General features: G+C 53.2%; 27 protein-coding genes. 10 read left to right on the top strand and 17 right to left on the bottom strand.

Annotated features, from left to right (window positions below):
- Window positions 1–18: 18 nt before the first annotated feature.
- Both YWK_RS18660 and YWK_RS22640 read right to left on the bottom strand, forming a co-directional pair.
- Window positions 19–933: a cytochrome c oxidase subunit II gene (locus YWK_RS18660; protein WP_084453546.1), complete on the bottom strand. Its 915-nt coding sequence runs from the start codon at window positions 931–933 to the stop codon at window positions 19–21.
- Window positions 934–1,229: 296 nt separating this feature from the next.
- Window positions 1,230–1,352, bottom strand: coding sequence for a hypothetical protein (locus tag YWK_RS22640; RefSeq protein WP_281172234.1), 123 nt, complete (start codon window positions 1,350–1,352; stop codon window positions 1,230–1,232).
- Between the two features lie 238 nt (window positions 1,353–1,590).
- Between YWK_RS22640 and YWK_RS0106630 the strand changes: the two genes are divergently transcribed.
- The gene (locus YWK_RS0106630; protein WP_156909058.1) at window positions 1,591–1,785 is read left to right on the top strand and encodes a hypothetical protein; all 195 of its coding nucleotides are present in this window, start codon (window positions 1,591–1,593) and stop codon (window positions 1,783–1,785) included.
- 90 nt (window positions 1,786–1,875) lie between these two features.
- Here the strand turns inward: YWK_RS0106630 and YWK_RS0106625 are convergent, their stop codons facing one another.
- The 5 genes from YWK_RS0106625 to YWK_RS0106605 all read right to left on the bottom strand — a co-directional run bounded on the left by YWK_RS0106625 (window position 1,876) and on the right by YWK_RS0106605 (window position 5,885).
- Window positions 1,876–3,402 carry an MDR family MFS transporter gene (locus tag YWK_RS0106625; protein ID WP_026964181.1) on the bottom strand — a complete coding sequence of 509 codons (1,527 nt, stop codon included), beginning with the start codon at window positions 3,400–3,402 and terminating at the stop codon, window positions 1,876–1,878.
- 51 nt (window positions 3,403–3,453) lie between these two features.
- Window positions 3,454–4,053: a polymer-forming cytoskeletal protein gene (locus YWK_RS0106620; RefSeq protein WP_245578531.1), complete on the bottom strand. Its 600-nt coding sequence runs from the start codon at window positions 4,051–4,053 to the stop codon at window positions 3,454–3,456.
- Window positions 4,054–4,070: 17 nt separating this feature from the next.
- Window positions 4,071–4,676: a polymer-forming cytoskeletal protein gene (locus tag YWK_RS0106615; protein ID WP_026964179.1), complete on the bottom strand. Its 606-nt coding sequence runs from the start codon at window positions 4,674–4,676 to the stop codon at window positions 4,071–4,073.
- A gap of 13 nt (window positions 4,677–4,689) precedes the next feature.
- Window positions 4,690–5,313 carry a YhbD family protein gene (locus YWK_RS0106610; protein ID WP_026964178.1) on the bottom strand — a complete coding sequence of 208 codons (624 nt, stop codon included), beginning with the start codon at window positions 5,311–5,313 and terminating at the stop codon, window positions 4,690–4,692.
- Window positions 5,314–5,534: 221 nt separating this feature from the next.
- Entirely contained in the window at window positions 5,535–5,885 is a 351-nt protein-coding gene (locus YWK_RS0106605; RefSeq protein WP_026964177.1) for a phage holin family protein, read from the bottom strand.
- Window positions 5,886–6,035: 150 nt separating this feature from the next.
- On the opposite strand from YWK_RS0106605, the gene purU reads away from it, so the two are divergent.
- Window positions 6,036–6,944, top strand: a complete 909-nt coding sequence (purU, locus tag YWK_RS0106600) for a formyltetrahydrofolate deformylase (RefSeq protein WP_026964176.1) — start codon at window positions 6,036–6,038, stop codon at window positions 6,942–6,944.
- 120 nt (window positions 6,945–7,064) lie between these two features.
- Here the strand turns inward: purU and YWK_RS18655 are convergent, their stop codons facing one another.
- The 5 genes from YWK_RS18655 to YWK_RS0106575 form a co-directional block, all read right to left on the bottom strand.
- On the bottom strand, window positions 7,065–8,705 hold the full coding sequence (locus tag YWK_RS18655) for a phospholipase C (RefSeq protein ID WP_051375268.1): 1,641 nt from the start codon (window positions 8,703–8,705) through the stop codon (window positions 7,065–7,067).
- A gap of 130 nt (window positions 8,706–8,835) precedes the next feature.
- Window positions 8,836–9,525, bottom strand: coding sequence for a L,D-transpeptidase family protein (locus YWK_RS0106590; protein ID WP_026964175.1), 690 nt, complete (start codon window positions 9,523–9,525; stop codon window positions 8,836–8,838).
- A gap of 197 nt (window positions 9,526–9,722) precedes the next feature.
- Window positions 9,723–10,328: a 30S ribosomal protein S4 gene (rpsD, locus tag YWK_RS0106585; protein ID WP_026964174.1), complete on the bottom strand. Its 606-nt coding sequence runs from the start codon at window positions 10,326–10,328 to the stop codon at window positions 9,723–9,725.
- Window positions 10,329–10,709: 381 nt separating this feature from the next.
- Window positions 10,710–11,915 (bottom strand): trans-sulfuration enzyme family protein, encoded by a 1,206-nt coding sequence (locus YWK_RS0106580; protein ID WP_026964173.1) that lies wholly within the window; start codon window positions 11,913–11,915, stop codon window positions 10,710–10,712.
- 202 nt (window positions 11,916–12,117) lie between these two features.
- Window positions 12,118–12,657 (bottom strand): peroxiredoxin, encoded by a 540-nt coding sequence (locus YWK_RS0106575; RefSeq protein ID WP_026964172.1) that lies wholly within the window; start codon window positions 12,655–12,657, stop codon window positions 12,118–12,120.
- A gap of 200 nt (window positions 12,658–12,857) precedes the next feature.
- Here YWK_RS0106575 and YWK_RS0106570 point away from each other — a divergent pair, with 200 nt between their 5' ends.
- Window positions 12,858–13,280: a DUF1641 domain-containing protein gene (locus tag YWK_RS0106570; protein ID WP_026964171.1), complete on the top strand. Its 423-nt coding sequence runs from the start codon at window positions 12,858–12,860 to the stop codon at window positions 13,278–13,280.
- 78 nt (window positions 13,281–13,358) lie between these two features.
- On the opposite strand, the gene YWK_RS0106565 is transcribed toward YWK_RS0106570, so the two are convergent.
- Together YWK_RS0106565 and YWK_RS0106560 are read right to left on the bottom strand one after the other, a co-directional pair.
- Complete coding sequence (locus YWK_RS0106565) at window positions 13,359–14,597, bottom strand: acyl-CoA dehydrogenase family protein (protein ID WP_051375267.1); 1,239 nt, start codon at window positions 14,595–14,597, stop codon at window positions 13,359–13,361.
- 373 nt (window positions 14,598–14,970) lie between these two features.
- Window positions 14,971–15,420 (bottom strand): hypothetical protein, encoded by a 450-nt coding sequence (locus tag YWK_RS0106560; protein ID WP_026964169.1) that lies wholly within the window; start codon window positions 15,418–15,420, stop codon window positions 14,971–14,973.
- Window positions 15,421–15,635: 215 nt separating this feature from the next.
- Between YWK_RS0106560 and YWK_RS0106555 the strand changes: the two genes are divergently transcribed.
- The 4 genes from YWK_RS0106555 to YWK_RS0106540 all read left to right on the top strand — a co-directional run bounded on the left by YWK_RS0106555 (window position 15,636) and on the right by YWK_RS0106540 (window position 19,139).
- Window positions 15,636–16,481 (top strand): pirin family protein, encoded by an 846-nt coding sequence (locus tag YWK_RS0106555; protein ID WP_026964168.1) that lies wholly within the window; start codon window positions 15,636–15,638, stop codon window positions 16,479–16,481.
- Window positions 16,482–16,520: 39 nt separating this feature from the next.
- On the top strand, window positions 16,521–17,534 hold the full coding sequence (locus tag YWK_RS0106550; protein WP_026964167.1) for an LLM class flavin-dependent oxidoreductase: 1,014 nt from the start codon (window positions 16,521–16,523) through the stop codon (window positions 17,532–17,534).
- A 48-nt stretch (window positions 17,535–17,582) separates the two neighbouring features.
- On the top strand, window positions 17,583–18,020 hold the full coding sequence (gene msrB, locus YWK_RS0106545) for a peptide-methionine (R)-S-oxide reductase MsrB (RefSeq protein WP_026964166.1): 438 nt from the start codon (window positions 17,583–17,585) through the stop codon (window positions 18,018–18,020).
- A gap of 141 nt (window positions 18,021–18,161) precedes the next feature.
- Entirely contained in the window at window positions 18,162–19,139 is a 978-nt protein-coding gene (locus YWK_RS0106540; protein WP_026964165.1) for an aldo/keto reductase, read from the top strand.
- Between the two features lie 121 nt (window positions 19,140–19,260).
- Here YWK_RS0106540 and dhaM read toward each other — a convergent pair whose 3' ends face one another.
- From dhaM to dhaK, 3 genes are read right to left on the bottom strand one after another with little or no spacing between them, the layout of a single operon-like run.
- Entirely contained in the window at window positions 19,261–19,665 is a 405-nt protein-coding gene (dhaM, locus tag YWK_RS0106535; protein WP_026964296.1) for a dihydroxyacetone kinase phosphoryl donor subunit DhaM, read from the bottom strand.
- Complete coding sequence (gene dhaL, locus YWK_RS18650) at window positions 19,644–20,303, bottom strand: dihydroxyacetone kinase subunit DhaL (protein WP_035466282.1); 660 nt, start codon at window positions 20,301–20,303, stop codon at window positions 19,644–19,646. The genes dhaM and dhaL overlap by 22 nt, the downstream gene beginning before the upstream one ends.
- 21 nt (window positions 20,304–20,324) lie before the next feature.
- On the bottom strand, window positions 20,325–21,305 hold the full coding sequence (gene dhaK, locus YWK_RS0106525) for a dihydroxyacetone kinase subunit DhaK (RefSeq protein ID WP_026964164.1): 981 nt from the start codon (window positions 21,303–21,305) through the stop codon (window positions 20,325–20,327).
- Between the two features lie 498 nt (window positions 21,306–21,803).
- Here dhaK and YWK_RS0106520 point away from each other — a divergent pair, with 498 nt between their 5' ends.
- From YWK_RS0106520 to glpK, 3 genes are all read left to right on the top strand, one after another.
- Window positions 21,804–22,376, top strand: coding sequence for a glycerol-3-phosphate responsive antiterminator (locus YWK_RS0106520; protein ID WP_026964163.1), 573 nt, complete (start codon window positions 21,804–21,806; stop codon window positions 22,374–22,376).
- A gap of 316 nt (window positions 22,377–22,692) precedes the next feature.
- Window positions 22,693–23,406, top strand: a complete 714-nt coding sequence (locus tag YWK_RS0106515; protein ID WP_026964162.1) for an MIP family channel protein — start codon at window positions 22,693–22,695, stop codon at window positions 23,404–23,406.
- Between the two features lie 80 nt (window positions 23,407–23,486).
- Entirely contained in the window at window positions 23,487–24,977 is a 1,491-nt protein-coding gene (gene glpK, locus YWK_RS0106510; protein ID WP_026964161.1) for a glycerol kinase GlpK, read from the top strand.
- Window positions 24,978–25,203 lie beyond the last annotated feature (226 nt).

The raw sequence follows: 25,203 nt of genomic DNA, 5'->3' as shown, positions 1-25,203 counted from the left end.
CTCTTTCCACCGAGAAATTTATTTTTCGCCTTCGAGGACGGCCTTATCGTGTTTCATGTACATCCCGCCTTCTTTCATGATGACGTCGTGAAAAATGTTCGGCGGATAGGATGAGAACGACATTTTCCCGACGAGACCTGGATGGGCAAGGTTGGTATACCCAGCTTCCGTCAAGGCTGGAGCCGTCTTCTGAATCTGTTTGGCCCATGCATCAAACTGCGCCTGCGAGGTCGCTGTCACATCAAACGTCATGTGAGCAAATCCCTTTCCAGTAAACTGCGCCCCCCGCCCGTGGTAGACGCCGGGCTTATCTGCCTGTAGCCACAATTGCATCGCCATGCCTGGCATGGTGTACTCCTGCCCACCTAACTGCGGAACCCAAAAGGAGTTCATCGGCGCATTCGCTGTCAGAATGAATTGGATAGGCCGATTGGTCGGTATGTAGCAGTAATTCACTGTGGCAATCTTCTGACCCGGGTACTGGAACAGCCACTTCCAGTCGAGCGACGTCACTTGAACTGTCAGCGGTGGTGCCGACCTTTCGGGTGGTTTAGTCAGTGCGAATGTATCCCGCGCGGTAAAAACCGCGAGAATCCCAATAATCAAGATGGGCACACCCCACCAAACGATCTCAAGCGTCCTACTTTCGGAAAATTCAGGTCGATAGGGCGCATCATTCCCAGGAACGTCTCGGTATCGCCGGACGATATACCAGAGCAACACAAACACCGGAACGATGACGATGGTCACCAGTACAATCGACAGGATAATCAGACGTTCCTCGATGCGGCCGACAGGACCGACCGGGTGAAGCATCACCACCTGAGGGCTGCATCCGGTGGCGAGCAGAGGTATCAACATCAGTAGCGTCCCGCATCTCCAAACCGCACGGCTTCGATTCGTCGTTGGTCTTCTCAGGACTTGCTTGTTCATCACATCCACCTCACTTGGATCCGGCGTATCCTTCAGAAAACCTAGTGTGAAAACAGACGAACACAATTGCATAAGTAGACCGCTCCAACGTGACGAGCATTTAATGTGCCGAAAACAGGTGATACACGCGAAACTCCCACAGTACAATCAAAATGGCCACTAAGACGAGAATGGAGATACCAATTCGCAGATTGCGCGTATTGCGGCGCTTCGTCTTCATTGTCACATCCTCCGATTTCCCCTGATACTGAGTACATCGCGCTGTCATGAAAGCAAGGTATCCCGCCTCATGGAAACTACGACCGAATGACGTAGGCGTCGTACCACCACAAGATGGCGCCAAGCACCACGAGCGCTAGAATGCATACAACCGTGATCCAGTAAACCTTCGGAAGCCCTTTGTTCGCAGATTTCGGCATCCTGATGTCCCTCCAACGTGCCATCGTTCGAACCTTCGGTATTGAATCGCATTCAACCACCCAAAGCCACCTTTTTCCACGCCCTATATTGCGCAAGATGGCAGATTCTCATGCGCGCGTGGTTTCACAGGTGGTGATACGAGCACAGGTTTTTGTCTAATTTGTGAAAGAACGCGAGAGAGGTGGCGCATACTGTGATTGTTCGATTGAGTCTGTGAAAAAGGAGCGAGTCGAAAACATGCAAGAGCCCAGTGAACTGCGTGCATTCGGTGATGAAGCCTTGGTATCCGAGGGTGGCGCGACGCTGTCCATGACCGACGTGGTCTTACCTGCGGAGGAAGCGACAGCCCGCACAACAACCTACGATAGCCGCCACGTGACATTTCTGTTTTTGTTCTTGACGTTGGTCTGTCTGCTGTTGGCGGTACTTTGAGGTGGGTCATTCGTGAAGAACACAACGAGACCGGCGAAGTCCGCTGGGACTCGCCGGTCTGTGGGATTCGATGTGGACAGGGCTGAATCGTTAGTCGTGCACGGGGGCTTGAGAGGATTGACGAAATCCCTCCCACCGTTCCTTGCTCAACCAGAACACAAACAGCAGGGCGAGGACGGCAAGAATCATCGTCCATGCGAAGGTATGCGCAATGGAAGAAGCCAACGCGACCTTCAATTTGTCGAGGATGAAGGGAGGAATTTGGGTGCGTGTCTCCGGTGACAGCATCGCGTGCGGATCGGCCCCTTGCCAGCGCTGAACGACCTGCGACATGCCTCCGAAAGCAGTTTTCAAATCGTGCGTGAACAAGTTTCGCTGCATGATGCCGAATACGGTGATGCCAACGGTCATCCCGAGTTCCCGAATGAAGGACTGTGTAGCACCCGCAGCGCCCCGTTGACGCTCATCAAAATGGTGCATCCCCGCCATCCCCAGCACGGAAAACGATGGGCCAATGCCGAGTCCCACCAGCACCATGTACAGCGTCAGCATCCATCGCGACGTATCCGCGGTCAATGTGCTGAGCAGATAGATGCCCACTGCAAAGACCATACAGGACACAAACATAATTTTGCGATAGCCCATTTTGCTGACCAGGTTTCCGCCGAGTGGCGCAGACACGGAACTGCCGAGCATCATCGGAAGCAGAATCAATCCAGAGTTTGTTGCTGACCCTCCGAGCACGCCTTGCACGTAAATCGGGATGTACACGACAGCGATAATAAAGGCGGCACTGGAAAACAGTCCGACCCAGATGCTACCGGCAAACAGACGCTTGCGAAACATACTGTAGGAGACAATGGGATCTGCCGCCTTCGTCTCGATGTAAAGGAAAGCAGCAAACAGCACGGCAGCCGCAGTAAACAAGCTGATAATCGGGAACGAGTTCCACGCGTACTTGTTGCCCCCAAACTCCAGGCCGAACATCAGGCACACGATGGCCGGCACGAGGGTGGCTGCTCCGAGCCAGTCGATGCTCTGCTTCATATGGCGCCGAGACTCGTGGTAGCACAATAAGATGATGAAGAACGCGACAATGCCAATCGGTAAGTTGATGTAGAACACCCAGCGCCAATTGATGTGATCCGTGATGTAAGAGCCGAGCAGAGGACCGATGATGCTGGACATGCCGAACACGGCGCCAAACATACCGGAGAACTTCCCTGCCCTGTCCGGCGGAACTACGTCAAATATAATCGTGAACGCAATGGGTGCCAAGGCGCCGCCACCGAGACCTTGGATGGCCCGGTAGATTGCGAGCTGTACGATGTTGTGAGCGGTCCCGCAAAGCGCAGATCCGAGCAGGAACACAACCACCCCGAACATGAAAAACCGCTTTCGCCCATACATGTCGGAAAGCTTGCCGAAAATCGGCATCCCCGCCATTTCCGTGACCATGTAGGCCGATGTGACCCAGACAAATTTGTCGAGACCACCGAGTTGTGCGACGATGGTACCCATGGCCGTCGAGACAATCGTATTGTCCATCGCCGATACAAAAATACCAAGTAAGAGTCCCGTGATGATCCACCCAAGGCGTGTCTGCTGACCATTCATCGATTTTCATCTCCTCTCTTTCCGCAGACGGCGGTCACTCGCCTGACCATATCACACTTTGTTCGATTCCGTAACCTTCGCTTTCGGATACTGCTTGAATTCCTTTTGAAATTCAACCAAGGCAATGTCACAACCAGGCCCGATATAAACTGTGTTGCCGCGAACCACCTTCGCCGTGGTGTATTCCAGATGGATGTCATCGCCTTCCACGGTATCCACGGACAGCTCCTTGCCTCCGGAAAACATCCTTAAATGTGGCCTGACTCGAATGAAGCCGCCGCCGATTTCCTTGGCGTTCGCTGGACCGTACAACCGGATATCCACCGTACCTGCATTGAGCAGTCCGTCAATAGAAAAGGCGCCGCGAAGGTGAATGGATTCGGCACTGCAATCTCCCTTTACATTGAGTTCACCCGTGACTTTTACCTGTTCTGCCTCCAGTTTGCCGTCCACGTCGACTGTGCCAACGATGCGAACGCTACCAGCTCTCATGTTGCCGCGAACATTCGCCGTACCCATGGCCTTGAACTTGTCGCACTCGATGTCCCCGTCAATATCGCATTCCCCGAGGATGTTCACCTTGTCAAATACGCCCCCGGACGATGTCCCGGTACCGCTCATTTTGAGGTCTCGCCTCGTCTGTTTCTCCACAGAGAACACCCCCGTTTTCACAACTTCCGGCTTTCTGTGACTCGCGCTTCCGGAGCCTGTTGAAAATCCGTGCGATACTCGACGCATTCAATCTCGCACCCCGGACCGATTGTGACGCGATTTCCACGCACGACGTCGGCCTTGGTAAACTCCAGGTGAACGTCATCACCTTCGATGGTCTCTGCAGTCAACTTCTTGAAGCGGCTAAACAGCCCAAATTTGTGGTGCTTCACAACGCGGATATGTTCTCCGCCAATTTCTTTGACTTTGGCCGATCCGTGCAATCGAATGGACACTTGATCTGCATTGACGAGCCCGTCGACGCGAAACGCCCCCGCTGCGTGAAAGGTCTCTGCTTCACAATTGCCGTCAATCGTCGTGTCACCTTCGAGTCTGACTTCATCCCCAGAAACGCTGCCTTGTACGCGGGCCCTTCCTCGAATCTGGACGGTCGTGGCTTTGACGTTGCCGTAGATATCAGCGACGCCGTCCACCCGGCAATGGACACACTCCAAGTCCCCGTGCACCTTGCCGACGCCGTTGATTCTCACGTCGTGGTACGTGCCACCAGACGCCGAACCAACGCCAGACAGGCTTAGATCATGTCTCGCCTTGTGTTCCATGCTCATTTCCTCCTCAAGCTAGTTTCATCTTCAACTGTTCTACGTACGTCGGCATGTGAAGCCGAACGACAACGCGGGCCCCCCGCTCGACGTGGACTTCGTTTGGCGTCGAGACCAGCAGGCAAGTGGCGATACCGAGTTTCCGAATGAGCATCAGTTCGCAGTTCCGGTGTTGAAACTTGGCGTAGTGCTCCTCCAATGTTTGCAACAAGATCTTCCCTTCGTCCAAACTGATTTCTCCCGACTGCAACGCGGCGTCTAGTACGTAGACGTAAAGCAGGTTCTCAAAAGGGAATTCCTTGATGTCACCACGACCCTCCTGATACAGATCCAACGCGATTTTTGAAACAATGTTTCGTTCCACTACATCTTTGTATCGTACGGCGATTTCAGAAGGATTTGGCGAAAACATGTCTGCGAGCTCATCCAGAGACAAGTCTTCCTTCATATTCTTAATCTGGTGAATCCGAGCGAGGATTTTTTCTTTCGGAAAAAACGTCTCCTGGCCCGTAAACGTGGATTTACGAATAAACCACTCTTCCGGAATCAGGTTTTTCCGCTTCCAGCGATACAACTGCCCATAGGATATGCCTGTCAGTTCCAGCAGCTCCTTCTTGGAGATTAAGTCCTGCTCCATCACAGTGGCACCTCCTGCAAGCAACAATGTAACATAACAATGTTACATTGATCAATACAACATACGTTGTGATTTTGGTTTCTATGCGAAACCGATGTGTAACAGGGTGCCTGTCGCGGAATGCGAAGTACATAACAAAGGGCATGATGGCTGCCATCATGCCCTTCGAATTCCTATTGCGTCCACCGTTCTACGTGGACGCTTTTGTTCACACTGGGGTGTTAGGCCTCGCGTCGATTCACTCCGATGTCGACAGGAATGAACAGGTCGATGATACCCACGACCAACGCTGCCAGCAAAGCCCCCAAGATGGTGACTCGCATTCCTGGAACAATCCAGGAAGTCACGTAGATGACCACCGCAGTCGCAATGAATCCGACAACCCCTCTGCCCATGCGGTTGACGCGGCGGCCCATCATGGCTTCAACGGCCCAGCCCAGAAGTGCAATCACAATGGCTGCCATGATGGCAGTCCAAAAGTTCGCAATGGCGAATCCGGGCACGAGGAAGCCCACAAACATCAAAATCAATGCGGAAACAACGAAACGAATGATGGTTCCCATCCAGCTCATCATGTTCCTCCTTCCTGCTTCGCGTTTAGGATGTCCTACATCCGCACGCGTTATAACGATAGACAAACAGCACATTTCCCGTGTACGATGAGGAAAATCACGGCCGATGCCCCAGATTGCGTCACACTAGAGGAGGAGTCCATACCCATCATGACCAGTCATCACTCCATATCATCGAAATCGTCCACGGAACATCATGACCCGAACGACAACCGGGGGCGCTTGCGCATTGTCTGCCCGGACCGCCCTGGTATTGTAGCAACTGTTTCCCAGTATTTGTATGACAAAGGAGCAAACATCGTTCAATCGGATCAGTACAGTACGCACCCGGATACCGGGCTGTTTTTCATGCGTGTGGAGTTTGACCTCGAGGACTTGCCCCACCGCTTTCAGGAATTGCAATTCGGATTTGAACCATTGGCAAAGTCCTTTCACATGACATGTGAATTCACGCTGGCAAGTGTGAAAAAACGTGTGGCCATCTTCGTCTCCAAGGAGCTTCATTGCCTGAACGAACTGCTCTGGCAATGGCAAATGGGCGAGCTGCACGCAGACATCACGGCCATTGTCAGCAACCATCCAGACGCGGCAGACATCGCTGCGGCAGCTCACATTCCCTTTTACCACACGCCAGTGACACCAGACTCCAAGGCCGACGTGGAACGACAGCAAATCGCACTTGTGGACGAGTGTGCGGATGTCATCGTGCTGGCCCGGTACATGCAAATTCTCTCTCCCCAGTTTGTGCAGCACCGACCGAACCAAATCATCAACATCCATCACTCGTTCTTGCCCGCGTTTATCGGCAACAATCCGTATCAACAGGCGTATCGCCGCGGCGTCAAGCTCATTGGAGCAACCGCTCACTACGTCACGGAGGAACTGGACGAGGGCCCAATCATTGAACAGGACGTGCAACGCGTAAACCACCGGATGGATGTGAAGGACTTAAAGCGCATTGGTCGCCACATTGAACGGGTCGTACTGGCACGTGCGGTGAAATGGCACCTGGAAGATAGGATTCTCGTCCATAACAACAAAACGATTGTCTTTGCGTGACGCTCAGCCGTCGTAGGGAACGGATGAACAGCAACACCGCTGCCAACGTTGTGTGGGCAGCGGTGTGTCATGGACTTATTCATTGTGGGAAAACGTCACCATTGGATGATGCGTCTCATCTCAGTGCTTTGGAAGCGGTACCCCTGCGTCCGCGTACAGGGCCTTCAAATACGACGCTACCTGTGCCTCTGCGTCCTTCTTGCTTTCCGGTTCACCCGTGGATGGGTTCAGGAACAGCGGCTTGGTATCTGGTTTCTGTGAGAAATCAAACATGTTGTCGAGCGTACCGGCGATGGCATCAAACGATTGGTCTCCGATTCGGCCGAGGTTCCAATTGTCCTCAATGAAGCGCAGCACGGAAGATTGGTCGGTCAGCGTGCTGTCCACGTAGTTCTTCTTAGCATACGGCGATATGACGAGCAGCGGCAAGCGCGGACCATATCCCAACCTATCCAAATACGCGCCAGACTTCGGCGTGCCTGCCTTCCCTTGACCATCGAGCGCATCCGCGTTCGGGTCGTTCGAGGGATTTACAATCGGTGGCATGACGTGGTCATACCAGCCGTCCGAGTCGTCGTAGCAGATGACCACAGCTGTGCTGCTCCACGTGGGCAGCTGTTGCAGATGGTTTATGGTGTTGACCAGGAAGGTCTGCTCGTCGAGCGGATCGGAATAACCAGCATGCCCATCCTGGTAAGCCGGGGCCTTCAGGAAACTCACGGCGGGCAAGTTGCCACTGTCTGCAGCCGTCCAGAAGTCGGTCAAATCGTACTGGTGGTTGGCTTGATCTGTGTGGCCAATGGCCTTCGCCGAGGATGGCGGAAGGTGTTCTGGGTTTGCCGTCGACTTGTAGTATTGGAAGGGTTCGTGGTGCGGAATGTAGTCGGTCGACGCGCCGCCCGCGATGTTCTTGTGTTGCTCCGAAGCATTGTGGAAGCCGCCTTCGAACCAGCCCCACGTGATCCCCTTCTTGTTGAGCAGGTCGCCAACATTGGTGCCCGTCATCGCCACGGTCTTGCCTTTGGAGGTCTTGTCGTAGTAGGGGTCTGGATCTCCGTAGACAGTCCCGTTGCCTACTTCGCCCGACACGGACGCATTGGGAATCAACGTACCATTCTTGTCGACGTTGTCGGAGTACATCAACGCTCCATGCGTCTGTCCAGAGATCAGGTTGAGCGCACCAGGGGTGGACGGACCAAATACGGTGCCAAATGAGTTGTCGTTCAAAGCGCCGTGTTGCGCGTAGTTCCACATGGCAGTGACCGTGTTGCCGTCGTAGTAATCCATCACGAGACTCTGCCCGCGGCCGCCTTCCTTGACAAACTGGTCGACCAGTCCACCGTCATACGCTTTTTGCTCGTCCGTGTATCCGTGATCCATATCCGCCGTGACGGCCTGCGAACGGTCGAGCCGTTGGGGATTGACTCCATTGGGATTGTTGGTCAGCAACGGTCCGTTCAGCCCATTGACGCTTGGGGTGTTCGGAGCCGCAGTGAACTTCGGCTCGCCGGCAGGATTGGCCGCTTTCGGATACGTTCCAAAGTAGTGGTCAAACGAGACGTTCTCCTGGAAAATGACGACCAGGTGTTTAATCGGCGTCGTCGTCTTCGAGTCTGGCGAGTTCGGTGCAACGACGACCGTCTTGTGACTGCTGGAAAATGGCTTCGCAGAAGCCCATACCGGCACGCCTGCAGCAATGACTGATCCGAGTCCTGCCACACTGGCCAACACAGCCATCGGCTTGTGAAACCGTCGATTCATCAATAGTCCCCTCCGTATCCTTCGGATTCTTGATTCTCGCAATCCGAGTATACGAGGCTTGTGTATATATCCCGTGAAGGTTATGTGAAGGGTGTACAAAGGCCGAGTGAAGTTTTTTACGATGAGCGATTTACAAATGATAGTGTTTCTCGCTGGAAGCCAATCCGAGTGCTTGGTAATCGTCCGGCCCCACCTCTCCATCCATCGGCAATCCGCGCGACAACTGGTAGAACAGGAGCGCAAACTGCGTGCTTTGCTCAAACCGGCCGTTACAATCCCCGCGAAAGTATCCGGCGTGTCGGAGCCGCTGCTGTACCCATTGAACATCTGCGCCGATGTCCCCGAACTCCAGCGTTCTCTGGTGCTTCAGAGGATCCCCAGTGATGATGACCGGCGTTCCGAACGGCACCAGGTCGTACAACTGTTCCACGTCGGCGTTGTACATCCGAATGCATCCATGGCTGGCGTACTGGCCGATGGACCGTGGACGGTTGGTGCCGTGAATCCCGTAGGTCCCCCAAGGCACATTGAGACCTAGCCAACGAGAACCGAACCCAGAACCCCATTCCTTCTGTTTGTCAACAATCCGCCAGGAGCCGACAGGGGTTTGCGTATCCAGCTTTCCGAGCGCCACAGGGTACGTGCGGTAGAGATGCCCCCGTGCATACAACTTGAGTTCGGGATGATTCGTGTCAATCCGAATCTCATAAGGCCCCCCCTGCAATACACTCGCCTGCACCGGCTTTGCATTGAATCCCAGAGCCCAAAATGCCATCACCACCACGTATAACACCCGGGTCACGGATGTCCACCACCGCATTTGCCATCGCCTCCCATACATTGGTTTAACGGTGCACATACATGCACGCCTCCTGGTTACATTTTTTGCGTATCGGTAACCAGTCATCCAAATGACAGGATGCGACGCTTGCCGGATATGACAAAAGCTGCCGAGGAAATGCGCTCGGCAGCTTTTGTTGACGCTGACAGCGTATGGTCTGCTGGTGGAATGGGCTGTTAGCGCGAGTAGAATTCCACAACCAGCGTTTCGTTGACAGGAACCGGAATCTCATCCCGGGTCGGGTAGCGTTCCAGACGCCCTGTCTTCGACGACGCGTCAAATGACAAGTACGGCTCGAACGACGACTTGTTTTCCATGCTGGTTTGCACGACCGGCATTTGATATCCGCGTTCGGACAGCCCGATGACGTCTCCCGGCTTCACGTGATAGGAGGCGATATCCACTCGGTGGCCGTTGACCTGCACGTGTCCGTGATTCACCAACTGCCGTGCTGCGTCCAACGTCGGTGCAAAACCCAGCCGGTAGACGAGGTTGTCCAAGCGAGTTTCCAGCAATTGCAGTAGGTTGTCACCCGTGACGCCGGGGCGTCGGGCGGCTTCTTCGTAATAACGGCGGAACTGCTTTTCCTGTACGCCGTAGATGTAACGCAACTTCTGTTTCTCCAAGAGCTGCGTTCCGTATTCACTGCGCTTCACGCGCTTGTTCGGGCCGTGTTGCCCCGGAGGATAAGGACGTTTATGAACAGGGCACTTGGGTGATCCACACAGTGCCACTCCCACAGTTCGACATAATTTGTGCTTGGGTCCGGTTCTTCTGGACATTGATTCTTTACATCTCCTTGTCTATTCGTTCCCTTGCATTTCACGGGGTCACAATCAGTCGTGTTGCAAGTGGCGTCGCAATGTCGATTCCCTCTTGACGAGAGAACGCAGTTCCAGTTCTATTTCGTCAATCGGTGAACATGACAAGCTTACTACATCTCCTGCGCTCATGCATAAATGTTGACTAAATTAGTCATGTTTGATGCCTAATGAGTGTATCAATTCGTAACGGATAACGCAATACATCTTCAATGGAAAATGCGAAGGATGAAAAAGCGGCCTATCACACCTTTGGTGCGACGCCGCTTGTTGTCATGAGAACGAATCTGTCAAGACGATTTGTGCAAGAGGAGCACTGATACATTTTCTCGTTGTGAACGCTCAAACCACCTGCAGCGCTTGCAACAGATCCGCTTTGAGATCTTCGATATGCTCGAGGCCGACCGAGTAGCGCACAAAATTGGTCGGAATCCCAGCGGTCCGCATTTGCTCCTCGGTCATCACGCCTCCCCACATCGCTGCTGTGTGTACCACGAGCGAATCGACCCCGCCCAGACTGACAGCGTTTGGTGGCAATTTCAGGGCAGAAACGAAACGCTCCGTCTCCTCATAACCACCTTTGATGGCAAACGCAATCACCGCGCCAAAACCGCGCATCTGGCGTTTTGCTAACTCGTGTTGCGGATGGCTCGCAAGACCGGGGTAATACACCCGCTCGACTTGCGGCTGCGCCTCCAGAAATTCAGCCAAGGCGAGGGCATTGGCATTGATTCGCTCCATCCGAATTGGAAGCGTACGCAGACCTCGCAATAGCAACCACGCGTCCATCGGCGAGAGAACCGCGCCAATGGAGATGTGCGTGTGCCAAATCCGCTCGGCCAGCGCCTCGCTGGTGCAGATGACGCCAGCCGTCAAGTCGTGGTGACCGCCCAAGTATTTCGTTGCACTGTGAACAATGACATCGGCACCTAGATCATGGGGACGCTGGTTGATGGGCGACGCAAACGTGTTGTCAACCACGACGATGATGCCGCGCGAGCGGGCCATCTCCGCCACGGCGGCGATATCAGTCACCACCAGCGTTGGATTGGCTGGTGTCTCCAACATGATGAGCTTTGTGTTGGGCCGAATCGCTTCGGCAAAGGCTGTGACGTCAGCTTGCTCGACTAATGTCACTTCGACACCAAATCGCGGCAGCATCTCGTCCATGATCTTGGCGGTACTCATATAATGCCGCGTCTGTGCAATCACATGGTCACCTGCGCTGACCAACGCGAGAAGGGTCGTAGAAATGGCCCCCATCCCTGACCCAGTGACCAGGGCGGTTTCGGTTCCTTCAAGCTCAGCCATCACTTTCTCTACGCGCTCATGCACTGGATTGCCGTAACGCGTGTAATACTGAGGATGGTGAGGCGTTTTCGCCATGTCCGCGAATTCAGTGGCATTGTGTGCACGGAATGTAGCTGAGTAATAAATCGCTGGAGCCACCGTTCTGTCATTGGTCACCGCATCGTCGGCATGTATTACCAAGGTTTCATTTTGGAATGAATCGAGAATTCGCTCTTCATGATGACTACGTTTGTTCATACTCCCTCTCCTCGCAAACACGACCATTGCTTTCCAATAGCCAAGAATATATACCAATTATCTCATAACTGAGCGATTTGAAAAATTCCGCTAGATTTCGATATTCCATCTACCACGTGATGTCATGTCATGGGAATGAAGAAACAGCGGCATCTCACACCGCGGTGAGACGACGCCGCTGTTTGTCAGGTTGAACGCTTGCTCATACCTCGAGCAACTTTTGACCTGGCTTCCAGTTCGCAGGACAGAGGCCGCCAGCCTGGAGAGCCTCCAACACGCGCAGCGTTTCATCCACGCTGCGACCAATGTTCATGTCGTGCACCACCTGATAGCGCAGAACACCTTCGGGATCAATAATGAACAGCCCGCGCAGCGCTTGGCCCTCGCTCTCGACGAGCACATCGTATTTCCGCGCAACTTCCTTCGTGAAGTCAGCAGCGAGTGGATAGTCGAGACCACCTAAGCCGTTTTTCTCTCTCGGAGTTTCAATCCAAGCTTTGTGACTGTGGACGCTGTCGCAACTGACACCCAGCACTTCTGCATCTAGGTCTTTAAATTCTGCGAGCCGATCATTCATGGCGATAATTTCAGTTGGGCAAACAAATGTGAAATCTGCAGGGTAAAAGAACATGACCAACCACTTGCCACGGTAATCGCTCAGCTTGACGCGTTCCTCCAACGTTTTCAAATTCTTGGTCGAAAGCATGTCAAAATCCGGAGCTGGTTGTCCGACCAATGGCATTCTCTACGCACTCCCCTTCGCTCATGATGAATTAGACTAAATCTAATTCTAAAACGAGTATAGCACAGCGCGTCGTCCGAAATCTACAGTCGTCTCACATCAGATTTGTGAGTGCATTTCACAACATGTTTCCATTGCGTATTTCGCTTCTAATTGTGGTATCCTACTTGAGGATACTTGCTTGGAAGGGCGTGTATGCTATGCCGGAAACGACGACGTTGGACAAACCAACTGTTGATGTCACTGAACTTCTCATGCGAGCCGACGTTCAAAAGGCCCTCATTGACGTTCTGGAACAACTTCCGAAGTTTGCTCCTCTCTTGGTATTGGCAGGTAAAGGCGTTGAGGCGGCTCGCGAAGCCATCTCCGACCCAGATTTGATGGGTGGTCTCGAGGAGGTTGTCCTCGAAAAGGTGAAGCCACTGCAAGGAAAGGCTTCCGACCTTACATCCATGCTGCAAGAGGCAAAACAACGCGCAGAGCGCAGCAACCAGTACATTGGAATGTTCGGTTTGCTGAGACTGCTGAAGGATCCAACCGTACAGTATGCGCTTCGTTACGTCCAAGCGTTGGTCGACGTAGCCTCCGAACGTAGAAGTGCGGCTGCAAAGACAGAAAAATAACGATGTAGTGTGCAGAGCACTCCAACAAGACCGCCGTCGCAAGGGACTGGCGGTCTTTGTTGTTTCCTCGATGTACAATTATCCCTCCCACGCCGGCAGCATCCGATTCAGCGGCTTGTCGATACGGTACCCCAACGCATATTCCGCCTGCATGACCGTGTGGATCTCGCGCGTTCCTTCGTAGATGACCAGCGCTTTTGCGTTGCGCAAAAACCGCTCCACCGGATACTCGTTGGAATAGCCGTACGCACCGTGAATCTGTACCGCGTCGCAGGCACTGCGAAATGCGACGTCGCACGCAATCCACTTCGCCAATGACGTCTCACGCGTGTTTCTCACCCCTTGGTTCTTCAACCAGCCCGCGCGGTAGACCAACAATTGCGAACTCTGCAGTCCAGCTTCCATATTGGCAATCATCTGTTGCACGAGTTGATGCCGCCCAATTTCGACGCCGAACGTCTTGCGCGTGTGTGCGTATTCCACAGACGCATCGAGGCAAGCCCGCGTCAGCCCAACAGCTCCAGCCCCCACCGTAAAACGTCCGTTGTCCAGCGCCGACATCGCAATCTTGAACCCTTCTCCCTCTTCACCGAGCCGATTCCCCGCCGGAACTCGAACATCTTCGAGGATGACTTCCCCCGTGTCTCCGCCATGTATGCCCAGTTTGCCCTTGATGGGCCTCGTGGTCACGCCAGGGAAAGATCGTTCAACAATGAAGGCAGTGATACCCCTGTGTCCCTTGTCCGCATCCACCGTCGCAAAAACAAGCAGGTTATCGGCGTAGTCCGCCATAGAAATCCAAATTTTCGATCCATTTAGGATATAACTGTCCCCATCCCGCACGGCGCGAGTCCGCAAGGCCCCAGCGTCCGAACCGGCATCGGGTTCGGTTAAAGCAAACGCCGCAAGTTGTTCTCCTTTTGCCTGAGGTACCAGATACTTTTGCTTCTGCTCCTCTGTCCCCCACTGCAGCAACGTCATGCTGTTCAATCCTGTGTGCACGGACACTGCCGTACGATAGGCCGTGTCTGCGTATTCCAGTTCCTCACAGACAATGGCCAGTGCATTGTAGTCCATTCCCGCTCCACCGTATTGTTCCGGGATACAGACGCCCATCAGTCCGAGCGACGCCAGTTTCTTGACGACGCCTAATTCAAAATGGTGATCCTCGTCCCATTGCCGAATGTATGGAAGTATCTCAGATTTCGCGAACTTACGCACCAAGTCCTGAAGTTCCAACTGTTCCTGACTTAAAGAGAAATCGAGCACACCACTGTCTCCTTCCTGGTTTAAAACTGGGTCAATGAACAACTGCATCCTCCGAGCATGCGCTCCGGCTCCCATCCATTTGAAGAAAGCGTTTTCAATGCATCGGCATCAAGATTTCACCATGAGGTACCGAGACAACCCTCAGTGAATTCATATATGAAACTACGTTTCATCTCAAACCGATGCAAACTCGCTTCCTGGTTCAAAGGAGGTTTCACGACGACTCAATCCCATTATTGACCTGCCTCTGGATTGCCGTCAACGGGATTCCTCAAATCCATAGACGATCAATGCTTTCTACCTTCTCGAACACCCGACTCAAAGAGCAAAAAGAGGAGGGGGCTGCTGGCCCCTTCCTCTTCCGAATGATTGGCTAGACTCGTTGATTCCAAAACAGCAGCTTTGCATGGGGAATCCGACGTTATCGTTTGGCGCGTCGGCGTTTGCTCGTCGCTTTGCGCTTTGTGATTTTCATTTTGACTTCCCGCTCAATCGTTGTGTGCTTCGTAATCATAGCCGGCGTCAGCTTTCCTTGCGCCGTGAACATGGAGAAGTCAAAAGGGGTTTTCAGTTCATCTTTCGGCACTTGCATTTCATCAGCCAACGCTTCTTTGTCTAGAACTTCTTTTTCTCGGATTTGGGGAGACAACACAGCGTTTTCCCCGTTCGGCAATGGGATGACAATCTCCTCTTCTCCGCTCTCCTCAAACAATGCCTCAAGTTCTTCAAACAAGAGCTTGTTTTCCTCATTTCGCTCTTTTGCAATCTCTTTATTTTGGAAGTAACGCAAGACTTTCTCTTCCAGCTTCAGACGTAAGGTTTTCTCCTCTTCCGTTTCAGTGACGACGATACCGTGCTCCACCGTTGACATGATATACATTCCACCTCGTGTTGGGACTCGTATGTACACCCGTTGGATTGATGGGTGGCAACACCCCATGATACACGAAGGGCAGTGGATGTGTCCAAAGCGGGACAGACAAGGTACGCAACTGTCTCTTACTTATTTTTAGATACTAAGTTATAATAGCAAGAATAATGAAGCATTGTGCCAACTCACGTACACACAGAGAGAAGGATGGTTCTATGATGAGCCAACAAACCGTGCAACGGGACATCGAACGGGTTTGGACGGCAATACCGCAGAAACAAAGCTCCATTCACACAGCCGCCATGATTCTTGAACCTGGAAATTGGTCAGACTACGATCCGTTCCTATTTCTCGCAGAGGATTGGTTTCAACAGGGAACATTTGATGTTCATCCACACCGAGGCATTGAAACGGTCACATACGTGATTGAAGGACGGCTGAAGCACTACGACAACAAGGCTGGAGAAGGAGAGTTACTTCCAGGCGATGTTCAGTGGATGACTGCCGGTCACGGCGTGATTCACAAGGAGGACCCCGCCGCAGGCGAGACGGTGCATAGTCTGCAACTTTGGGTGAACCTGCCGCGCGAGCACAAAATGACGGAGCCACGATATCAAAATCTACGTGCCAAGGACATGCCTGTACGTCGAGAAGAGGGCGCGCTCATTCGCGTCTTTTCGGGATCTTCGGCGGGAACCCACGCCCCCACGCAAAATTACGTACCGGTCACCATGGTCGAGGTGAACTTGGAGCCTGGGGCGACGGTTTCTCAGGATCTCCCAGGTGATTACAACGGGTTTATCTATGTTCTCGAGGGGAAAGGAACGTTTGGAGCCAACCGAGTCGCAGGTCAAAAGGGACACGTACTGTGGCTGGGATCTGCGAACGGAAGCCCCCGCAGCGAGGTGGTCATTCAAAGCACCGAGAAGCTCCGTGCACTCCTCTATGCGGGTCGGCCGTTACGAGAGCCAGTTGCCGCGTACGGACCGTTTGTCATGAATACGATGGAAGAAATCAAACAAGCGTTTGAAGACTACCGGAACGGAAAGTTCACAGACTAGGCTCGACGTCTTCAGGACTGACTGGAAGCAGGTGACCAAATGAAACTCAGTGTTCTTGACCAATCCCCTATCGCACATGGGAGTAACGCGCGAGCGGCGCTGTTGCAAACCGTCCAAATCGCACAACTGGCAGAACGCCTGGGTTATCACCGTTTTTGGGTTTCGGAACACCACGATTCGTCGGCGTTGGCGGGATCCACACCGGAGATCCTGATCACCCACCTTGCAGCGAAGACAAACACCATCCGGGTAGGCTCGGGTGGCGTGATGCTGCCTCACTACAGTGCCTACAAGGTTGCCGAAAACTTTCGTATGTTAGAAGCGTTGTACCCAAACCGAATTGACGTTGGACTCGGGCGAGCCCCTGGGGGAATGCCGAGATCCACCATGGCGTTACAAGAGGGAAAACTTCGGGAACCCGACTATGCCCAACAAGTTGAAGACCTGATGGCGTATTTGACGGACACCCTCCCTGCTGACCATCGCTTTGCTGGATTGACGGCTGCCCCCGTGGTAGATACCGTGCCGGAGATGTGGCTACTTGGCTCCAGTGACTTCAGCGCCATCACGGCTGCAGACAAGGGAACAGCCTACATGTTTGCCCATTTTATCAACGGCGACGGCGGTGTCGAGGCAGTGGAGGCGTATCAACGCCGATTCAAGCCGTCTGTGCTATACGACAAGCCAAAGGCGAGTGTAGCCATCTTCGTGATTTGTGCAGACACAGACGCAGAGGCGGATCGCATTGCTTCGAGCCTGGATTTGGCCCTGGTCATGCTCGCCAACGGACAAAGGCGAGACGGTATCCCGACCATTGAGATGGCTCTGTCGTACCCCTACAGTAAGTACGAGCTGGCCTTGGTACGTGAGAACCGCAAGCGTATGATTGTAGGCAGTCCGTCGACGGTGAAACAGCAGATTGAAGAGCTTGCCCGTGCCTATCACACCGATGAGGTGATGATTGTCACGAACACGGCTCAGTTTGAACATCGACAGCGCTCGTTTGAACTCGTGGCAGAAGCGTTTGGCTTACCCAAAGGCCGTTCACACTGAAGTGCACATCGCCAATGGCCGCTGTGCGATAAGAAAGGAGACCACGCGTTGGATAAGGAAGAACTGAAGCAGAAGCTCACGCCACTGCAGTACGAGGTCACGCAGAACAACGCGACGGAGCCCCCGTTCCACAACGAGTACTGGGACAATCACAGGGATGGCATCTACGTCGACGTCGTATCCGGAGAGCCCCTCTTTTGCTCGTTGGATAAGTACGACGCCGGGTGCGGTTGGCCGAGTTTCACAAAGCCAATTGACAAGCAGCGCATTCTGGCAAAGCCCGACTACAGCCACGGCATGGTACGGACGGAAGTGCGAAGCAAAACAGCGGATTCCCATTTAGGGCACGTCTTCGACGATGGGCCGCTGGAAGCAGGAGGGCTCCGCTACTGTATCAACTCCGCTGCACTGCGCTTCATTCCGAAAGAAGACATGGAGCGAGAAGGATACGGCGAATACTTGCGATTGTTCGAAGAGAAGCGGTAATCGGCTCGAGAGAACCGCTGCGCATGCCGCACTTCGAACAACGAGGCGTTCCTTTGATCTGTCGCCGAATTCTCCACATAATAAAAAGAGACGCGCGCTGACCCAACGCGCGATACCATCCTGCGGTGAGAGGTGTTACAGATGGAGTTTACCTATTTAGGCAGAACAGGTCTAAAGGTGAGCCGACTGTGTCTGGGCACCATGAACTTTGGACCGGAAACCGAAGAAAAAGAAGCCTATCGCATCATGGATGCGGCACTCGATGCGGGCATCAACTTCTTTGACACGGCGAACGTGTACGGTGGCGAAGGCCATCGCGGATGGACGGAAGAAATTATCGGTCGCTGGTTCAAACTTGGCGGCGGCCGTCGCGAAAAGGTCGTGCTCGCAACCAAAGTCCACAATTCCATGGAAGATCCTTTGGATGGACCGAACAATGGGGAAGGCTTGTCAGCCTACAAAATTCGCAGACATCTGGAAGGGTCACTGCGGCGCTTGCAGACGGACCATATTGAGCTCTACCAAATGCACCACGTAGACCGGAACGCCCCGTGGGATGAATTGTGGGAGGCCTTCGAGGTCGCGGTTTACCAGGGGAAAATCGGCTATGTCGGGTCTAGCAACTTTGCTGGATGGCATATCGCAGTAGCCCAGGCAGCGGCAAAGGAACGGCATTTCCTCGGCCTCGTATCGGAGCAACACCTGTACAACCTGTTACGGCGCGAGGCGGAGTTGGAAGTGTTGCCATCCGCCCAGGCGCACGGGCTCGGCGTCATCCCTTGGAGCCCGTTGTATGGCGGTTTGTTGGGTCGAAATGCTCTGACGGGCGGCGGAGCCCGAAGTGCCCGCGCACACCGTGAAGTCGAGAAGTACCGCCCGCAGTTGGAGGCCTTTTCGAAGTTGGCCCAGGAATTGGGCGAGCCCCAGGATACGATTGCTCTGGCTTGGCTACTGGCCAACCCAGCGGTAACGGCACCCATCATCGGGCCGCGCACGGTCAAGCAATTGGAAGACAGCTTGCGGGTATTCGAAGTCAAGCTGACGGACGACGTGATGCAGCGACTCAATGAAATCTTTCCAGGCCCCGGGAAACCTGCGCCAGAAGCGTATGCTTGGTGACCGACACTCGTAGGGCATATACTTTTACATCACCCCAGCGATTTGCAAATCGCTTGAGCCATCAACACGGACGGCACCCAGAGAGGGTGCCGTCTTTCGTCATTTGCCGCCGTAACGCACCTCAGTGATTCACCTTGGCCAGTTGTTTCGCTTCCACGGCTCGGCGAATGACTTGGTCAACAGTACCTCCGATACTGGCCTCGACCGCAGCCGCAATAGCGCCTTCAACCAGCGGTGCATCCACAATGTGCACGCGCTGACGGCATCCTTCCGGAAGCATCTCAACTGCCATTTCGCAGCTCAACAGGGCACTTCCAAGGTCAAACAAGACGACAATGTCACTATCTGCGGGACAGTCTTCCAAGGTTCGCAGCACAAGCGTCGCATCCGTACCGAGCTCATCTCCCAAGCCCGAGGCGCTGACAATATGTATGGAAGAACCGCCAGCCAACTGCTTTAGCAACTCAATGAGGCCTTGCCCCAGCTTTGCGCTATGCGAGACAACTACAATGCTAACGTGTGCCACTGTATTCGCTCGGCTCCCTTCGGCAAGACTGCTGCAAACAGTTCTTCAAAGAACAAAGCACTGGAAAGGCTTCCGGGATCACACGTGCCTTGACTACGAGCGCCAAGGTAAGCAGCGCGCCCCTTTTTTGCAATCATGTCTTTTGTTCCAAGGACTGCTTCCTTGACGACAGCCATGAGGTCCGCCCCGTCCCACACGGACTCGGTTTCAGCGAGACGTCGCACGACAGGCGTCCATAGATCGACCATGGTCTTATCCCCAACACTGGCCTTGCCGCGCGCGATGAGTCCGTCAAGCGCCGCCTGCAACCCCTGTTGCAACTGGACCCTGTTGACCTCTGTGAGCCCTTTCCATTCGGCCATGAGCTTCATGAAAACCGTGCTGTACAAGGGACCGGAGGCCCCGCCGACGCTCCCCAGCAACGTCATGGCCACGAGCTGACATCCGACAGCGACGTCGGGCGGCGGGGTGGACTTCAATTTGTCTACAGCTGCGGAAAATCCTCGCGCCATGTTGGTGCCGTGGTCCCCATCTCCAATACGGTTATCCAGGTTGTTCAAAACATCTCTCATCTCCACCAAGCGGTTCGCATAGGCTTCGACGAACGAGACGAACGTGTCTGTCGATAGATGGTTCACGGAAATTCCACCTTTCCACTGTCACCACGCTGGAGCGGTTGTGGGCGCATCCAGCAGGGCAGTCAATTCGTCGTCCAGTTTCAGTATCGAAATGGAGAACCCAGCCATTTCAAGCGAGGTCATGTATTCTCCAATCAAGGTTCTAAGGACCTTGTACCCTTTTTCAGCCAAAATGCGCGAGACACTGCGATTTGCAATGTAAAGTTCACTCAGCGGTGTCGCGCCGAGCCCATTGACGAGCACAGCCACACTGTCCCCTGGGACAGCCGTTGTGTGAGCAAAAATTCGGTCGAGAAGCATAGAGACGATGCTGTCCGCATCCGTTAACGGGATTCTCTCAGTGCCTGGTTCGCCGTGAATGCCCAAACCAATTTCCATTTCGTGTTCCCCAATGTCGAAACTCGGTTGGCCGCTCGCAGGCACGGTGCAAGGCAGCAGTGCCATACCCATGGAGTGCACGTTGTCAATGACTTTTTGTGCAATTCGCTTTACTTCTTGGAGACTCTGGCCAGATTCCGCAGCAGCACCTGCAATCTTGTGCACAAAGACGGTTCCCGCAATGCCTCTTCGACCGACCGTGTAGGTGCTTCCCTCGACGGCGACGTCGTCGTTGACAATGACTTGCTCGACCTCGATGCCTTCGGCACGCGCAAGTTCGGCCGCCATCTCAAAGTTCATGACATCTCCAGTGTAGTTTTTAATGACCAAGAGTACACCCTTGCCACTGTCGACGGCCCTGATGGCTTCCAACACTTGATCTGGAGTAGGTGACGTGAACACTTCACCAGCTACGGCGCCGTCCAACATTCCTTGTCCGACAAATCCCGCGTGAGCCGGTTCATGCCCGCTCCCTCCCCCACTCACCAACGCGACCTTATCCCCTTTTTCTGTGCGAACAATGACTTGGGTACCTGGAATCCGCTTCAGGTGCGGGTGTGCGGTCACCAGCCCCTCCAGCATGTCGTCAACATACTGACTTACGTCGTTCAGGATTTTCTTCACAGCGAACACCTCCATGTAGGTCTCGGCGGATCAGTGAGACACGGGCTGGTCTCATCTGCTTATGCAAAGATGCATGTTCAGACTGCGTGTAACCGATTTCACGCGTGCAGAACAGAAAAACCACAGACCCTGTACGGATGACAGGGCAATCTGTGGTTCTCTACGTCTCCACCAAGCATGAACTTGTTTGTCTCATCTGCCTGATTATATAGTAAAGTACACTGGATTTTCACAAACTTCAAGAGTATCAGTATCAAATCATGGGGCGTCCCATGATGCAGACCTGAAAGACTATGCTTGCATTGTGACGGTTGTGTAGAGATAATAGAAAGTATTCTTTATATTGTAGTCTTTCGGAATACAATTCCCGTTTCTTTCATCACTAAGGGCACAAAACGCGTGCGGGTACTCGTTATGTCGAAATAAGCTCTTCTACCACTGACACCGTGAACCCTTGTCAGTGCGTAGGCAAGCATCGTAGGTGTGGAGGTAGTCAATATGCGTATGCACGACCAAACCGTCATCCCCGCTGCGAGATCAGTGAAAGACTTTGAATTTCTCATGAAGACCGATTTTGAATTCGTCGTGTTGTTGGACGTATACATCGCGCAACTGGTGTATCTTCGCAGAATGGCACGGGATCACGGGAAAAAACTCTTGTTACATGCGGACCTGGTGCAGGGATTGCGAAATGACGAGGCGGGTGCACAGTTTCTCTGCCAGGTGATTAAACCAGCCGGGTTGATTTCTACGCACTCTAATGTCGTATTGACAGCAAAGAAACACGGACTGATTAGTATTCAGCGTGTTTTCCTTCTTGATTCACATTCATTGGAAACCAGTTATCGAATTATCAACGCATCTGACCCCGATTACATCGAGGTCCTTCCCGGTGTAATGCCAGAAGTCATACGGGAAATTTCTGATAGAGCTAGACGGCCAGTCCTGGCTGGTGGTTTTATTCGTAGTGTGGAGGACGTCAACCGCGTCCTGCAAAGCGGTGCTAGCGGCGTTACAACTTCGTCGAGACAAATTTGGAATCATTACGCTCGAAAAGGCCTAAAAACGTGATAGCACTCCGCTGCGCATAGGTTGTTCCGGCCGTAGATTACTTAGCTCGAATCACAATGAACCTGTTGACACGGCATCGTCCGCAAACTATACTGACAACCAGCAGCGGTTTGAATCCGCTTTCTTATCATAATATTCAAGTTCATATTTATGTGAGATTGGGAGAACCACAAGTTGCCTTGACCGTTTGGTCTAGGTCTTGTGGTTTTTTGTCGTGAAGGGGGGGTGAAGGAACGAAACCGCTCATATCGGGCATCGAACTTAAGCGCTTGCAACGACAATCCAACTAGCAATTGGGATGCAGGAGGAAACGAACATGTCAAATTTTCTGGCGGAGGCCATTGGAACGTTTATCCTGATCTTACTCGGAGACGGTGTCGTCGCTGGAGTGGTGTTGAAAAAATCTAAGGCTGAAAACGCTGGCTGGGTTGTCATTTCGATTGGCTGGGGCCTCGCAGTGATGGTTGCAGCCTACATGGTCGGACACTATAGTGGTGCTTACCTCAATCCAGCGTTGACCATTGGCTTTGCCGTTGCCGGTAAACTTGCCTGGTCACAGGTTTTTCCGATGATTGTTGCGCAAATGATTGGTGCGTTTCTCGGTGCGGTCGTCGTCTTCATTCACTACTTTCCGCATTGGAAGGAAACGGATGACGCTGCAGCAAAACTCGCGGTTTTCTGTACTGGACCAGCCATCCGTAGCCCTTTTTCGAACCTCATCAGCGAGGTGGTCGGGACCTTTGTACTCGTTCTGGCACTGCTGGCCTTTGGTGCAAAAGGTGTAGAATTTGGCCCCGGACTTCAGACGTTCGTGGTTGGATGGCTGATTGTTTCCATCGGTATGTCACTCGGAGGCACAACCGGATACGCCATTAACCCCGCACGTGACCTAGGGCCGCGTATCGCTCATGCGATTCTACCGATACCAGGAAAGGGAAGTTCGGATTGGGGCTACGCTTGGATTCCTGTTGTCGGGCCGGTAGTAGGCGCCGTCCTTGCAGCATGGGCGTTTATCGGACTATTTCACTGAAACATGTGAAAAAAATGGCTCAACTTGTTCTATGTTTCAGCGCAAGTACGTAGTTTTACCGTGTGTCGGAGGGATGAACAATGGCCAAGTATGTGTTAGCAATTGACCAAGGCACGACCAGTTCACGCGCGATTCTGTTTGGTCAGGATGGAGCCATTCAAGGGATTGCCCAGAAAGAGTTTACACAGATTTTCCCCAAACCAGGGTGGGTAGAACACGACGCCATGGAAATTTGGGGTTCGGTACAAAGTGTCATTTCAGAGGTTCTTGCAACGCAGCAAGTCTCGCCTGATCAAGTAGCGGGCATCGGTATCACCAATCAACGTGAAACTACTGTGGTGTGGGATAGGCACACAGGTCAACCGGTGTACAATGCGATTGTTTGGCAGTCTCGCCAAACTGCCCCTATCTGTGACGAATTGAAAGCGCAAGGCTTGAACGATGTCTTTCGCAACAAGACCGGTCTCTTGATTGATGCGTATTTTTCCGGAACAAAGGTCAAGTGGATTCTGGACCATGTTGAAGGCGCCAGGGAGCGCGCTGAACGCGGCGACTTGCTGTTTGGCACCATTGACAGCTGGCTCGTGTGGAAACTGTCTGGTGGTAAGGCGCACGTGACGGACTACACCAATGCATCACGTACGTTGCTGTACAACATTTACGACTTGCAGTGGGACGATGAGTTGCTTGATATCCTTTCCATTCCGAAGTCGATGCTGCCAAGAGTCTGTTCTTCCTCTGAGGTCTATGCCTACACGGAACCATCCACCTTCCTAGGTAAGTCTGTGCCGATTGCGGGTATTGCCGGTGACCAACAAGCAGCACTTTTTGGGCAAGCGTGTTTTGAGCCGGGGATGGCAAAGAACACCTATGGGACGGGTTGTTTTATGCTCATGAACACAGGTGACAAGGCCGTTCGGTCCGAACATGGCTTGTTGACTACCATTGCTTGGGGTATCGATGGAAAGGTTGAATACGCGCTCGAGGGCTCCATATTTGTTGCTGGCTCGGCCATTCAGTGGTTGCGTGATGGACTTCGTATGCTGAAGAGTGCCGCAGAAAGTGAGCGCTATGCCGAAAAAGTCGCGTCTACCGAAGGGGTGTATGTGGTACCTGCGTTCGTCGGTCTTGGCACTCCGTACTGGGACAGCGATGCACGCGGCGCTGTCTTAGGGCTCACCCGCGGCACGCAAAAAGAACACTTTGTCCGGGCAACACTCGAATCGCTGGCGTATCAGACCAAGGATGTCCTGGGAGCAATGGAAGCGGATTCTTCCATTCAATTAAAGAAACTTCGCGTCGACGGCGGAGCGACAGCGAACAACTTCCTCATGCAGTTCCAGGCCGACATCCTCGGTGTACCTGTAGAACGACCTGTCGTGTTGGAGACGACTGCCATGGGCGCTGCGTACTTGGCGGGACTGGCCGTCGGTTTCTGGGACAGCAAGGACGAGATCTCGAGAAGCTGGAATGTAGACAGAGACTTCGATGTTCATATGAGCAGCGAACAACGCGACTCCTTATATCGAGGATGGCAGAAGGCCGTCAGCGCGACTCGGAGTTTCAAGTGAGCGATTTGCCAATAGCGCATGACAACCATCCTCATCAGTTATATAATGGAGGTACAAATCATCATCACGACGATGTACGTGACGCCGATTGTCGGCCGCCATTCAATACAAGTTAATACGTGGGTTGAGCCAAGGAGAAGACCACAAGCTTTATGCAGAATTGCATAGGGCCATGTGGTCTTTTTTGCAATGTCCAGCAATTTGCATCATCCCGGCCAACAGCGGT

Source organism: Alicyclobacillus pomorum DSM 14955, from assembly GCF_000472905.1.
Lineage (GTDB): Bacteria > Bacillota > Bacilli > Alicyclobacillales > Alicyclobacillaceae > Alicyclobacillus_A > Alicyclobacillus_A pomorum.
The sequence above is the reverse complement of the archived record's forward strand: the minus strand, read 5'-3'. Positions and strand labels throughout refer to the sequence as shown.